This window comes from Cronobacter condimenti 1330 (genome assembly GCF_001277255.1).
In the GTDB taxonomy this organism is placed as follows: domain Bacteria; phylum Pseudomonadota; class Gammaproteobacteria; order Enterobacterales; family Enterobacteriaceae; genus Cronobacter; species Cronobacter condimenti.
Map to the genome: position 1 here is coordinate 2,558,966 of NZ_CP012264.1, position 14,280 is coordinate 2,573,245.

The window sequence follows — 14,280 nt, forward strand, 5'->3', positions numbered from 1 at the left end:
TAAACCAGGCGGCAGCGCGCAGGTGGAAGGAAATGCGGTATGGATAGCCTGAAAAACAAACGGCCCGGGGTACAGCCTGTGCCCCCGGGCCGCATTACTGACGCTTACTTCTTCGCGCAGCGCGCATACCACTCATGATTTACCCGCTCGCTGCATGCCTGCGGATCATTGAGATTACGACAGAGCGGCGGTATGGCGGGCGTCGTCGTGCAGTCATTCCCAGTGCGTGCTCCAGGCCCGACGCGCCCGGGCTTTGCTTCGCCGTGGACAACGGTCGGTTGTGTTGTCGGCGTATCCGCAGCAGGCGGCGATGAGGCAGGCAACAGCGCCCTCACACCGGTAAGCAGCGCGAAAAAAAGCACCGCCAGCAACAGCTGTTTTTTGAGCCCGCCGCGCGCGGGGGCGGATTTTTTGCGAAAGCGCCGCAGCGCGCCGGGATAGCGCCACAGGTCGGTCCAGGCGAGCAGTAACGTCGTGACCACAAAGATCCACATCGCAAGCCTTCCGCATATCGCCGCGATAGTCATACTCACGATACAAAACGGGATCACATGAGCGATCAGCCGCCAGCGTTTGCGCCGCGCGGAGTAGATAAACCGTGGGAGCAGTTTTTCACTTAGCGCCGTATCGGTGCCCGACAGCGCGCCGGTCAGGCCTGACCATATCGCCACCGGCACTATTCCCACCACCATGGCCACCACCGGCGCCACCAGCACATGCAGCACCACGCCCCACGCCGTGATCGTGCCCTGGTATATCGCTGGCAACATCCAGCTGAACGTCGCCATCATCATTCCGACAAACCAGATGGCGCGCATCCTCGGCGCGTAAGCAGTATTAAGCGTGTGGTACGTCTGCTGCCAGGCGTGAATATCGGCTCCCGCAAACTGGGGGATCAGCGCCGGATGGCCTATCTCCAGCAGATCGGTCAGCTGGGCGCAGGCGCTCCAGTCTTCATCGGTATAGGCGATCCCCGCAAGCATACGGGCGTCTTCATCCTGGTTTCGCAGGACCATCTGCGCCGCACGGTGTGCGGGGTCGTCCTGCGACGCGTCGCGCTGCTGAGAAAGCGTAATAAAAAGCCGCGTATCGTCGTCACGGGCAATGATCTGTCCCCAGAGTTCCGGTAGGTCTGGCCGCTCGCCGCGCGTCTCATCCCAGTGGAATAACGCGCATAATGCGCTAAAACGCTCGCAGGACCAGAGAGGGTGTGCATCAAGCAACGTCAGTGCAAGCCGTTGTAGCTGCAACTGCCCGTCGTAGCTTTGCAGCCATGGCGCATGGGCCAGCGCGCGCAGGCGGGCGAAAAAGCGTGCGTCCTGATTATCCTCAAGCGCGGCCTGCATCTCGTCGGCAAAAGGGGCCAGCAAGACCGCCCGCAGCCGGGTTTGCTGCGCATCGTCAAGGGCCAGCGTTTGCCCCGGCGTCAGCCACTGAAACAGCGTCTGGGCGCGTACGGCGAGGCCGGTTTCCTGCGGGGCAAGATGCCACAGACAGCGCGTCAGCACCGCTTGTTCAAAAGCTCCCCCCTCGCCCACGGCCCGCGCGGTAAGCCAGCGTGCGTTGAGATTTTCCTCATCAAGCCCGTCGAGCCAGGCGCCCACACGCGAGGCCTCACGCGCGGCAACCGGCTGCTGGGGGTCAAGGTCAGGCCGTGCGGGTGCCGTGGCGGGCGGCGTTTCAGGGGCGTCGTCATGAAAACGGGGCGGGAGCCGCGACGTGTCGGCACCCTGCGCCGCATCGTCAGCGGTCAGCGCCTCGTCTGTCGCGTCGTCTGTCGCGTCGTCATCGTCATCGTCGGGCTGCGCGTCATCCTTTACCTGGCGGGCGTAGTCCAGCGCCTGCTCGTAGGCATCGCGCAACTGCTGAAAACCTTCCGGATCGTCATCTGGCCGACAGACTTTAAGCTGTCTGGCATAGGCGCGTTTAATGGCGCGCTCGTCGGCGCCAGGCTCCAGGTCTAAAATATCAAAAAAGCGCATCAGAAAAGCCACATCCCGGCTTCGATAGCGTCAGCCTGTTGAGTTATCTCCTGACGAGCTTTCTCAATGCGCGCGTCGTCCTGGCTTTCCAGGGCCTGATGGAAACTCGCCCCCAGATAACTGATTTCCTCGCGCAGTTCGCCAGTATTTTCCTGATATAACCGGTCCAGACGGGCCAGCAAATGGGTGTTGGGCTGGCGTTCGCGGGGGTGAATTTTCAGCGCCTGCAACCCGGCCAGCCGCTGCGCTATTTCATCGGGCGTCAGCACGCCGGGATTATTTTCAATGATCAGCTGATGGCGCTGGCCGGTCAGCGGTACGGTGACTTCCGCCTCCAGTATGCCGTTGATGTCATACGTAAAGCGTACGTCGAGCGACACCTCCCCGGCTGGTTTCGGCGGCACCGGCACGCGCATGTGCCCAAGCTCGATATTGTCTTTCACCAGCCTGCTTTCACCCTGATAAATCGTAAAGGCGACCATTGTCTGGTTATCGTAGAGCGTACTGACGGTTTTCACCCGGCTCACCGGCACAACAACATTGCGCTCGATAATCGGCAGATAGTGACCCTCGTCGTGATGACGACCAAACGATTTAACGGTTTCGATACCGAGCGTGTAAGGGCACACATCGGTAAGCACCACCTCTTCCAGCGCCGCGTCGCGCTTTTTCAGAGCAGCCTGAACGGCGGCGCCCAGGGCGACCGCTTCATCAGGATGCACTGAAACGGACGGGAAGCGGCCAAAGAGACTGGCCGCGAGACGGCGAACCAGCGGCATTCGGGTCGCGCCGCCCACAAGCAGGATCTCGTCGAGATCGGCAACCCGGATACGGGCATCGCGCAGCGCCCGCTCAATAGGCTGGCGCAGCCGCGTCAACAGCGGTGCGAAAATATCGCTCAGTTCGCCCTGGTGGATCGTTTCGCTCCAGGTGTTGCCCTCCGCACGCAGCGTAAAGACCGCCGTGTGCTGGTCGCCGAGCGCCTGCCGCACGCGCTCCGCCTCACGACGCAGCGCATGGGTGTGCGCCCCCGGATCCGGCAGGCCACCGGCCGCCATCTGGCGCGCCACGAAAAAGTCGATCAGCGCCTGGTCAAAATCCTCGCCGCCGAGAAAGTTATCGCCCGCGCTGGCGCGCACTTCCATTACGCCCTCAAACAGCTCCAGTACGGAGACGTCAAACGTGCCGCCGCCGAGATCGAACACCAGAAACGTGCCCTCTTCACCCCGGCGATGCAGGCCATACGCCAGGGCGGCGGCGGTCGGCTCGTTAATTAATTTTTCGACCTTGAGTCCCGCCAGTTCACCCGCCACGCGCGTCGCTTTGCGCTGGGCGTCGCTGAAATAGGCAGGCACGCTAATCACCGCCTCGGTGACCGGCTCGCCACAGGCGCGTTCGATATCCTCTTTCAGGCTTTGCAACACCAGCGCCGAAAGCTCCTCGGCGCGAAAGAGTTTGTCCCCAAGCCGGACAGTCCAGGCTGTGCCCATGTGGCGTTTGAACAGCGCGGTGGTAAGGTGCGGGTGCGTATGCAGGCGTTCACGGGCAGCTTTTCCGACCAGTACCCGGCCTTCGTCATCCAGCCCGACAACGCTTGGCGTGAGCAGTTCGCCCAGCGCGTTGGTGATAAGTCGCGGGTTGCCTTCTTCCCAGACAGCGGCGAGGCTATTGGTCGTACCCAGATCGATGCCGACGATCATCGTGTTCTCCTTGTCTTGCGGTGCTGTGCTCTGCGACAGACGCTAATAATGCTTCGCATCTTCGATGAGCGAGCCGGGAAAGACAAGACAATGACCAGATTTAGTAGGCGCGACAGCGCGCAGGCATAAAAAAAGCCCCGGCAAAAGACCGGGGCCTGGTACGAGCAAGCATCATATTGGGCGACATGATGTGCGGTAAAAACTGAGGGCAAAGATTCAGCGCGCCGACGTCAGCGCCGCCTTCATGGCGGCCACCACATTGCCATCAACCTGGTAACGGGCGTATTCGTCGGCACTGGCGTCTGATGACATCGAGACGCCGGTATTGCGATAGCGCATGGGAGAGGCTACATGGATGCCCGCAGAGCTGTGAAGCTCGTCAATCCCCTGCGCCAGGAACAGGTTAAGGTTATTAAGCCTCACCCCTGCACCGGCCATAATGATTGGAGCACGGGATTGTCGCTTTAGTTCCGTAATTAATAAAATTCCTTTTTCAGCCGTCGCCTGCTGCCCGGAAGTCAGGATGCGCGCCACACCGAGATCGGTTAATTCTTCGAGCGCTTTCAAGGGGCTTGCGCACATATCGAAGGCGCGATGGAACGTGACCGCCATGCCATCCGCGGCGCGTAAAATCTTGTGCATTCGTTGAACGTCGACCCCGCCGTCCTCATTGAGCACACCCGTCACCAGCCCCGGAAAGCCGAGATCGCGCATAAACGCGATATCATCCAGCATCGCGGTGAATTCACTCTGGCTGTAACAAAAATCGCCGCCGCGCGGGCGAACGATGGGATGAACGGGAATGGTTATCTGCGCCCGCACGCCTTTCAGCACGCCCGCAGACGGTGTTAAGCCGCCTTCATTCATTGCCGAGCAGAGTTCGATGCGGTCTGCCCCTGCCGCCTGCGCGGTCTGCGCGCAGGCCTGGCTGTAACAGCAGATTTCCAGTAACGGCATGGGTAACTCCCTGTTAATTCAAGTAGTGGTTTGCGTCAGCTAAACTGCTAGTCTGAAAAACCCTTTCAGCAGGACAACGTATCATGGCATTCAATTTCGACGAAGAGATCAACCGCCGTCACAGCGACAGTACAAAGTGGAATACGTACGATGAATCGGTCTTGCCGATGTGGGTGGCTGACACCGATTTCCGCTCGCCCGCCTGTATTACCGATGCGCTGACGGCGCGGGTGCAGCATGGCGTCTTCGGGTATGGCGCTCATCCGCACGGGCTTGCCGATGCCTTTGTAGACTGGTGCGAGCGCCGCTATCAGTGGCGCGTTGACCCTGAATGGCTGGTATTCATGCCAGGCATTGTCGCGGGCCTGAATCTCTCGGTGCGTGCCTTTACTGCGCCAGATGAAACCACTATTGCGCCAACGCCCATCTATCCGCCTTTTCGCAAATCTGCGGCATTCGCCGGACGTGAGCAGCTTAACGCGCCGTTGCACAAACGCGGGCAGCGGCTGGTGCTGGAACTGGACCGCCTGCGTGCCAACCTCACCGGGCGCGAAAAACTGCTGATGCTGTGTAATCCGCAAAACCCTGGCGGCACCGCCTATCGCCGTGACGAACTCGAAGCACAGCTCGCGTTCGCGCAGGAGCATGATTTACTCGTCTGTTCCGATGAAATTCACTGCGATCTGATTCTGGAGCCGGGGGTTCGCCATATCCCGTTCGCCTCGCTCAGTGAAGACGCCGCGCGCCGTTCCATCACGCTGATGTCGACCTCTAAAACGTTTAATATCGCCGGGCTTGGCGCTTCGGTGGCGGTGATTCCGGATCCGACGCTGCGCCGACGCTTCTCTGAGGCGCGTGCGGGCATCGTGCCTGCCGTAGATATTCTGGCGCTGACCGCGGCTGAGGCGGCGTGGCGCGACGGTGAGCCGTGGCTTGAGGAGCAGCTTGCGTATCTGCGTGGCAATCGCGACCGCTTATACGCGGCGATAAGCGGACTGCCGGGGCTTGAGATGGTGCTGCCGGAGGCGACCTATCTCGCCTGGGTGGACGCCTCAGGGCTTGGCGTGGATAACCCGACGCGCTTCTTTAAACGCCAGGGGCTCGGGTTTTCCCCCGGCGCGGATTTCGGCGACCCACAGCACGTACGTATTAACTTTGGCTGTACGGCCGCCATGCTTAAGCGTGCGATAACGCGCCTGCAACAGGCCGTCAACGCAGCGGACGTCAGGGCTTAAACACCGCCCGCACGCAGCCGTCCTCTTTATTTTTAAACATTTCGTAGCCACGCGGCGCATCTTCGAGCGAAAAGCGGTGCGTGGCGAGGAAATCGGTACGCAGTTCGCCGCGTGATGCGTGATCCAGCAGACGCTTCATGTAGGTTTGCCCGTGCTGCTGGGCTGTACGGATCGTCAGCCCTTTATTCATCGCCACGCCCAGCGGGAATTTATCCATCATTCCGTAGACGCCAAGGATAGCAAGCGTACCGCCCTTACGGCAGGAGCGAATCGCCTGACGCAGCGCAGCGCCGATGTCAGTGTGCATTTTGAGCGCCTGTTTGGTGCGGTCATAGGCATACTCCAGCCCCTCGCCATGCGCTTCCATGCCGACGGCGTCGATACAGCTATCCGGGCCGCGGCCGCCCGTTATCTCAAGCAGCGCCTCATAGATATCCACTTTGGTGTAATCAAGCGCAATGGCCCCAACCAGATCGCGCGCCATCGCCAGCCGCTCCGGAAAGCGGTCGATGGCAATCACTTTCTCTGCGCCCATCAGATACGCGCTCTGCGCCGCCATTAACCCCACACCGCCACACCCCCAGACGGCAACCGTGTCGCCCGGATGAATATTGCAAAAATCCGCGCCCATGTAGCCCGTCGGCGCGGCATCTGACAGAAACAGCGCCTGCTCGTCGGAGACCGTGTCCGGCACAACAAAACAGTCGTTGTCGGCAAACGGTACCCGCACATATTCCGCGTGCGAACCGGCATAGCCGCCGAAAGCGTGGCTGTAGGCGTAAATGCCTGCCGTGGGGTAGCCGAGAATTTTTTCCTGCATGTGGGCGTTGGGGTTAGTGTTATCACAGCAGGAGGTGAGCCCGTGGCTGCAATACCAGCATGAGCCGCAGGAGATAAACGACGGCACCACGACACGGTCGCCACGCCGGATGTTTTTCACCTCCGGCCCCACCTCCACCACTTCACCCATAAATTCATGGCCGAGGATATCGCCCTCTTCCATGCTCGGAATAAGTCCGTCGATAACATGCAAATCGGAGCCGCACGTCGTCGTAAGCCCTACTTTAAGGATAACGTCATGCGGGTTTACCAGCGTCGGGTCGTTTACCGTTTCCACCCGCAAATCGTTCACGCCATTCCAGCAGAGTGCTCGCATCGTTTATTCCTCCACCTTATCCATACCGCCATTCCGTGCCGCAGGTTGCGGTTTATTGGTCGCGATTTCGCCGGTTTCGGCGAGGCTTTTAAAGCGCCGCAGCGCCTGGCTTAACATCGCCTCAGGCACGAGATCGATTTTCTTAGACAGCCACTCGCCTAAAAAGCCGCCTGGGGGATCGAAGTGCAGCGCCAGCGTCACTTCCGTGCCGCGCTCGTCGGAAATATGGCGAAACGTCAGCCTGCCGGCGTTGGGCACCGTGGCTTTTTTCTCAGAAGCCCAGCTAATGTAATGGCCGCGTTCCTCATCGACGATATGCGCATCCCACTCGACGGTCTTGCCAAGCGGCATCCGCACCGCCCAGTGGGAGGCGGTATCGCTCAGAATCGTGATGCGGGCGAAATGTTCCATGATGCGCGGCAGGGTTGAGGGGGCGCGCCACAGGTCAAACAGCTCCTCAGCGGAGCGGCGAATCAGCATTGAGCGGCGAAGCCCAGGCTCATCGCGGTTAATCCAGAGGTCAGTGTGCTTTACAGTTTGTTGCATGAGTCTCTCCCATCAGGTCGAAAACAGGCGTCGGGTCTCCCTTACTCTTTTCATGCGGGGGCGTGCGGGAAAAGGTCCCCTGAATACTATAGACAAAAAACGGGGCCAGACTTTGCGCCAGTCGGGCCCCGCGTAGGATGGCGCGGGCTTAGTATTGTTCGCTCGCCACGATGTCTTCGATGGAATAGGGGTGAAATTTAATGGTGACGATGCGATCGGTCACGGCAAGCGTCGGGTTCGGCAGCCGCTCATGCTCACCCGCGGGAGAGCTGGTTTTCACCGAAATATCCGGCGCCATGAGTCCGTCGTCTCCAAGCAGCGCCAGCGCGCGCTGATTCAACGTTTCCGGCGCGCCCGGCAGGACGATTTCGATATGCTCCCAGCCTTCATGTGGGTAGCGCTTCTCGCCAGGCCACGGCAGCTCCACAATCGTAAAGCGCCACGGCCCGACGCAGACCGGCTCATCAAGACGGAACAGACTAATCGGGCGACCATTGATGATGTTCTCGCTTAACAGCGTGGCGCACTGCTCAAAGCCTTTACGCCAGCGCTCGGCCGTGGCGTTCTGATGGCAGCGCAAAGAGATATGGTCGGCGTGAAGTCCGGTCACATCAAGCGCAAGGCGATCGGCGAGCGTTTGCAGCGCCGTCTCAAAGCGCGGCAGATCCGCGCGTATATCCTGGAGCGCCTCCAGGGTGTGCCAGTGGGTCATCGGCTTATCTCATACGGTGACAAAGGCGCTAATCTACCCTGTTTGCGGCCTGCGCTCCAGCGCGCGCCACCCTGCCCGCCGGTGCTGACGCCGCAGTCTAAATGCAGTATACTTTTGCCCTCTTTTTTCTTAAGACCGCACGCTGCCGCCTTCGACAGGCAGCGTTATTAACGTAAGGTATCCCGGTGAATATTCAGGCTCTTCTCTCAGAAAAAGTCAGTCAGGCGCTGATTGCCGCAGGTGCGCCTGCGGATTGCGAACCCCAGGTTCGCCAGTCAGCCAGAGCGCAGTTCGGCGACTATCAGGCTAACGGCGTGATGGCTATCGCTAAAAAACTGGGCATGCCGCCGCGACAATTCGCCGAGCAGGCTCTGGCCCATCTGGATCTCACCGGGATTGCCGCGAAAACGGAAATCGCAGGCCCGGGCTTTATCAATATTTTCCTCGATCCGGCATTTCTGGCTAAACACGTCGATGCAGCCGTCGCATCCGATCGCGCGGGCGTTGAGAAAGTGTCCGCGCCGCAGACTATCGTGGTTGACTACTCTGCGCCGAACGTCGCCAAAGAAATGCACGTGGGCCATGTTCGCTCCACCATCATTGGTGATGCTTCCGTGCGTACGCTGGAGTTTCTCGGCCATAACGTGATTCGTGCTAACCATGTCGGCGACTGGGGCACCCAGTTCGGCATGCTGATCGCCTGGCTTGAAAAACAGCAGCAGGAAAACGCCGGCGAGATGGCACTGTCCGATCTCGAAGGCTTTTACCGCGAAGCCAAAAAACATTACGACGAAGATGAAGAATTCGCCGCGCGCGCGCGCAGCTACGTTGTGAAACTGCAAGGCGGCGATGAATATTGCCGCGAGATGTGGCGCAAACTCGTCGACATCACCATGGCGCAGAACCAGATAACCTATGAGCGTCTGAACGTGACCCTGACGCGCAAAGACGTGATGGGCGAAAGCCTCTATAACCCGATGCTGCCTGGCATTGTGGCCGACCTTAAAGCCAAAGGGCTGGCAGTGGAGAGCGAAGGCGCGACCGTCGTATTCCTGGACGAGTTCAAGAATAAAGAAGGCGAACCGATGGGCGTCATCATCCAGAAAAAGGATGGCGGCTACCTCTACACCACCACCGATATCGCGTGTGCGAAATATCGCTACGAAACGCTGCATGCCGACCGCGTGCTTTATTACATCGACTCCCGCCAGCACCAGCACCTGATGCAGGCGTGGACCATCGTGCGTAAAGCGGGTTACGTGCCGGAATCGGTGCCGCTGGAACATCACATGTTCGGCATGATGCTTGGCAAAGACGGTAAGCCGTTCAAAACCCGCGCGGGCGGCACCATTAAGCTTTCTGAGCTGCTGGACGAAGCGCTGGATCGCGCACGTCGTCTCGTCGCTGAAAAGAACCCGGATATGCCGGCTGACGAGCTGGAAAAACTGGCGAACGCTGTTGGCATTGGCGCAGTGAAATATGCCGATCTCTCGAAGAGCCGCACCACCGATTATATTTTCGACTGGGACAACATGCTGGCCTTTGAGGGCAACACCGCGCCGTATATGCAGTACGCCTATACCCGCGTGCTGTCGGTGTTCCGCAAAGCGGGCGTGGCAGAAAGCGAACTCACCGCGCCGGTTATCATTCAGGATGACCGCGAAGCGCAGCTCGCGGCACGCCTGTTACAGTTTGAAGAGATTCTGGGCGTGGTCGCGCGCGACGGTACGCCGCACGTGATGTGCGCCTATCTCTACGACCTGGCAGGTCTGTTCTCGGGCTTCTATGAGCACTGCCCTATCCTGACCGCAGATACCGACGCGCTGCGCCAGAGCCGCCTGAAGCTGGCGCTCCTGACGGCGAAAACGCTGAAGCTTGGTCTGGACACGCTTGGCATCGAAACCGTCGAACGCATGTAAGCCACGCCACGGTAAGACAAAAAGGCCCGTCACTGACGGGCCTTTTTATTGCCGTCTTCCCACAGGCCTTAATACTTCTGAGGTAGCCTGCCGATAGACAGCAACCGGCCCCGCTGAATTTCGATATAACCGCCTTTGCGTAACTCCTGAATCACTTTCATAACATAACTTTTCGATAAATTTGTGGTGCTGGTAATGTACTGGCTGGCATTAATATTCAGGCGCGTTTCCAGCGGCATTTCGCCAAGGGTGATTAAAGACTTTCTGACTAATACATAAGAATCGGCAGCATAAAAGTGGTAAGTTTTCCACATCAGCACATGATAATAATAGGAGATAACGCAACTGAGTTCCTTCCATAACTGCTGTTCTTCAATGACGTTAAAAAAGTCTGCCCGATTAATTCGTTTTACCAGACTATCTTCTTTCATTATTAATCGAAAACGTTCAAGCCGAACGTTATGAGGCTGAAGCGAAATACCCACTATTTGCGTCCGATTGGTTTCAAAAAAAATGAGATTATCCCAATCCCTTGTCAGTGCGAGACTGCCCGACAACAAAACATTGATATATTCGTCATTGTGCGTCAGGCATGAGCCGCGGGGATATTCTTTAATGGTACCGTGACAATGCAAGGCGTTAATCAGCGCGTTTATCTGGGCATCCGGCCGTTGAGGTAAAGGATAGTGGTTCATTTATATGATCCATCAGGAGTAACGCGTTCGCAGCCAGGCACAGCGATTCCGGCACTATCCGAAAGACAGGCCCGCGCGCGAAGGCGTTATCAGTTATGCAACCGCTTAGCCAGACGAAAAACCATGTCTTTTCGTCCGGTTAATGCCGTCAGGGCATTAACGCGACATAAAGACACTGAGCGAAATGCATCCATGTACAGCATCTGGAAAGAATATTCTTAGCGCAACGCAAAGAATCACAGGCGTCATAGCAGCGAAATTGCGGAAATTACCTGATTATTGTCTTTGAGAAAAAAGAATCGACAATAATGGCAGTGCGGCTGGCATTTTAAAGACTGACAATAAAGAAACAAGCCTCGATAACTTACTTTTTTGGAATAAAATAGTATTGAAAAATACAATAAGAGCCGAATAAGCGCATTTAAATATCATCAAACTCATTAAAACAGAGATTCTGTATAAATAAGCTAATACTGATGTTTTAATGTCTTATTGGTGTTGCGGTAAACCAGACAGGCTGACATCGGGGTGAATTAAACGCTAAATGCATGATAAGGACAATCGGATTGCAGCCGCGCCCGACCCCGTCGGTGCGCGGCTGCACAGGTTACAGGAATGTCCGCAAATATTCCGTCAGACAGAGAATAGCCATCGCCTGGCCGTACGGCATCGAGGTCAGCGGGATCTGGCGATAAAACGTCAGATCGCTGCCCATCCCGGTACCAAACGACACCTGCAACAGTTCGCCCTGCGGTGAGATATTCGCCACGACACCTTTAATGGCTTTTTCCGCGACGACGGCATACTCCTTACCGATGTAGCGTTTACGCACCGCCTTTAGCAGGCCATAGGCAAACCCGGCGGTCGCCGAGGCCTCAAGATACGATGTCGGGTCGTCAAGCAGCGTATGCCACAGGCCGCTGTCATCCTGACATTTTGCGAGCGCCGCCGCCTGGCATTCCAGCACCTGCGTCAGATAACGACGCACCGCGTGGTTTTCCGGCCAGTCCATCAGTTCGAGGAAATCAGGGATAACGATAGTCAGCCAGCTGTTGCCGCGCGCCCAGCGGGCCTTCGCGAAATTATGGCTGCCCTCGTAATTCCAGCCGTGGAACCAAAGCCCCGTCTCTCTGTCCATCAGGTTCTGTACGTGCAGCAGGAACTGATAGACCGCCTCTTCAACATACTCGGGCCGGTCGAGCAGCTTGCCAATTTTGGCAAGCGGCAGCACCGTCATCATCAGGGTGTCATCCCACATCTGTTGATGGTTTTCTTCGGCAAGCGTGATGTGCTGCATGCCGCCATGTTCGGTGCGCGGCATTTCATACATCGCCCACTCAGCCCAGGTCTCCAGCCACGGCAGCAGACGGGTATCGCCGGTTTCTTCAAAGCGGTACGCGAGCGTCAGGAACGGGGCCATGGTATTGACGTTTTTGGTAGTGGCGCCCTCGGCAAAGCGCGCAGCGAACCAGTCGTCAATCACTGCGCGCATCTGGTCGTCGCCGGTCTGGCGGTAATACTGATAAATACCGTACAGCCCGACGCCGTGCGTCCATTCCCAGCCTGCCCAGCCTTTGGTATCGATAACCCGTCCATCATCAAGACGCAGCAGGAACTGGCCGGTCTCATCCTTAATGTTAATCAGGTTGTCGGTAATTTTATGAATCATCGCCTTCAGTTCGTCGCGGGCGATGAAGCGCTCGGGCTGACGCAGCAGCGGGCTATGTTTTACAGGCCAGACAATCATTAACTTAACCTCTGTGTCGTATCAAATTCAGGAGTGGTCTCTTTCAGCGCAGGCGCGGCCGGCTTATTGCGGTTGAGATAGCCGATATTGTTATTGCCCCACAGATTTTCATAAGGCAGGCCCGCCAGCATTTCGACGGTCGCACGGTTTACCGGGCTGATGTTTTCAGGTATCGCGCGGCCGCTGGCACGCATTCTGGCAGTCTCTTCGCGCAGAATACTGTGCGTTTTCAGGTTGAGCTTAAAGCGCAGCGAAATCAGGAAACCGCAGGCCAGCACGATGATAGTACCAACGCTTAAAATCGTGAGGATGGTGTGGCTTACCGCGGGAGCCTGGGTGCTCTGGCCAGAAACAAAGCCGGACATCTGCATCACGATACCCACCAGCATCACCGCGCCTGCCTGCGAGGCTTTACGGGTCAGCGTCATAATGCCTGCGAAAATCCCTTCGCGGCGCTGGCCGGTCACCACTTCATCCACATCAGCGATATAGGTGTAAGTGTTCCACGGCACATAGTTAATACCGCCGCGGCCAAGGCCCGCCAGTGCGGAGACAAGCAGCAGCAGCGCATAAATATCGCTCATGCCGGTGTAATAGAGCAGCGCATAAGAGATTGAGCTTAAGCCAAACAGCACGACCACCATGCGGTAAGACGGCGCAGGCCCAAAGCGAATACACAGCGGGATCATCGCGATAACCGCGATAAACTGGAAAATCGCCATCGTGCCGAGAAGGTTCGAGGCAACAGACGCTTCCTGCATCAGCACAAACACCACGTAATACGTAAACACGGCGTTGAAAACGTCCTGAGCTATATAGCCACCGAGGTACATACCAAGATGCTGGCGGAAAATTTTAATGCGCAGCGTGGAGGAGAGTTCAACAAACAGGCGGCGCAGGCTCTGGCCAAGCGTCAGGTTTTTCTTCTCTTCTTCCGCGCGCAGCGCCGCTTCTGACCAATCTTCACGCGGACGTTCCCAGGTGAAAATCCACACCAGCGTCAGCATAATCGCGCACAGCACAGAGAAAACCAGGCTCGCGTAGAAGAATGAAACCGCGTTGTCTTTGCCAAAGTGGGTCAGCAGTACGCCCGGCAGGAAGGACGCCAGAATCGCAGACATTTGCGCCATGGAGATACGCGCGCCGGAGAATTTGGTCTTCTGTTTGAAATCGTCGGTCATCTCCGGCACCAGTGTTTCATAAGGCACCAGAATCATGGTGTAGACCACGTCAAACAGCAGATACGTCAGCAGGTAATACCAGAAGCCCATATCCCCGACCCACATCAGCGAATAGCTGAAGACGCAGGGAATACCGAGCAGAATGAAGAATTTACGCCGACCAAAGCGGCGGCCAAACCAGGTCGTGCCGAAGTTATCCGTCAGAAAGCCCATCAGCGGGCTTACCACGGCGTCGAGCACCCTGGCCGCGGCAAAAATAAACGTCGCCTCGATAGGCGATAAGCCGCAGAAGGTGGTGTAGAAGTACAGAAGCCAGGCTGCCGTCAGGGCGGTTGTTCCTGCGCCGAGGAAGTCTCCTGACCCATAGGCAAGGTAATTTGCCAGTCCTATCTTACGCGTTTTCATCGCCGTCACCCTGTGTATTTTTATTAGGAGCCCCGCGCTCGCGCC

Annotated in this window: 11 protein-coding genes; 2 read left to right on the forward strand and 9 right to left on the reverse strand. The window is 57.6% G+C overall.

The window, feature by feature from the left end:
* Positions 1-104: 104 nt before the first annotated feature.
* From AFK62_RS11645 to cutC, 3 genes are all read right to left on the reverse strand, one after another.
* On the reverse strand, positions 105-1,982 hold the full coding sequence (locus AFK62_RS11645) for a J domain-containing protein (protein ID WP_007677961.1): 1,878 nt from the start codon (positions 1,980-1,982) through the stop codon (positions 105-107).
* A complete protein-coding gene (locus tag AFK62_RS11650) occupies positions 1,982-3,682 on the reverse strand; it encodes a molecular chaperone HscC (RefSeq protein ID WP_007677964.1) in 1,701 nt (566 codons plus the stop codon). The genes AFK62_RS11645 and AFK62_RS11650 overlap by 1 nt, the downstream gene beginning before the upstream one ends.
* Before the next feature lie 216 nt (positions 3,683-3,898).
* Positions 3,899-4,639 (reverse strand): copper homeostasis protein CutC, encoded by a 741-nt coding sequence (cutC, locus tag AFK62_RS11655; RefSeq protein WP_007677967.1) that lies wholly within the window; start codon positions 4,637-4,639, stop codon positions 3,899-3,901.
* Positions 4,640-4,722: 83 nt separating this feature from the next.
* Between cutC and AFK62_RS11660 the strand changes: the two genes are divergently transcribed.
* A complete protein-coding gene (locus tag AFK62_RS11660) occupies positions 4,723-5,874 on the forward strand; it encodes a MalY/PatB family protein (RefSeq protein ID WP_007677970.1) in 1,152 nt (383 codons plus the stop codon).
* Here AFK62_RS11660 and AFK62_RS11665 read toward each other — a convergent pair.
* The 3 genes from AFK62_RS11665 to AFK62_RS11675 all read right to left on the reverse strand — a co-directional run bounded on the left by AFK62_RS11665 (position 5,864) and on the right by AFK62_RS11675 (position 8,288).
* Entirely contained in the window at positions 5,864-7,030 is a 1,167-nt protein-coding gene (locus tag AFK62_RS11665; protein ID WP_007677973.1) for a zinc-dependent alcohol dehydrogenase, read from the reverse strand. The two genes, AFK62_RS11660 and AFK62_RS11665, sit on opposite strands and share 11 nt — an antisense overlap.
* A 3-nt stretch (positions 7,031-7,033) precedes the next feature.
* On the reverse strand, positions 7,034-7,576 hold the full coding sequence (locus AFK62_RS11670; RefSeq protein WP_007677977.1) for an SRPBCC family protein: 543 nt from the start codon (positions 7,574-7,576) through the stop codon (positions 7,034-7,036).
* 148 nt (positions 7,577-7,724) lie between these two features.
* A complete protein-coding gene (locus AFK62_RS11675; RefSeq protein ID WP_007677978.1) occupies positions 7,725-8,288 on the reverse strand; it encodes a VOC family protein in 564 nt (187 codons plus the stop codon).
* 185 nt (positions 8,289-8,473) lie between these two features.
* On the opposite strand from AFK62_RS11675, the gene argS reads away from it, so the two are divergent.
* Positions 8,474-10,207 (forward strand): arginine--tRNA ligase, encoded by a 1,734-nt coding sequence (gene argS / locus AFK62_RS11680; protein WP_007677981.1) that lies wholly within the window; start codon positions 8,474-8,476, stop codon positions 10,205-10,207.
* 68 nt (positions 10,208-10,275) lie between these two features.
* Here the strand turns inward: argS and AFK62_RS11685 are convergent, their stop codons facing one another.
* The 3 genes from AFK62_RS11685 to AFK62_RS11695 form a co-directional block, all read right to left on the reverse strand.
* Complete coding sequence (locus AFK62_RS11685) at positions 10,276-10,902, reverse strand: helix-turn-helix domain-containing protein (RefSeq protein ID WP_007677984.1); 627 nt, start codon at positions 10,900-10,902, stop codon at positions 10,276-10,278.
* Between the two features lie 607 nt (positions 10,903-11,509).
* Positions 11,510-12,649, reverse strand: a complete 1,140-nt coding sequence (gene bglB, locus AFK62_RS11690) for a beta-galactosidase BglB (RefSeq protein ID WP_007677987.1) — start codon at positions 12,647-12,649, stop codon at positions 11,510-11,512.
* Entirely contained in the window at positions 12,649-14,235 is a 1,587-nt protein-coding gene (locus tag AFK62_RS11695) for an MFS transporter (protein ID WP_053531922.1), read from the reverse strand. Before AFK62_RS11695 ends, bglB begins: the two co-directional genes overlap by 1 nt.
* Positions 14,236-14,280 lie beyond the last annotated feature (45 nt).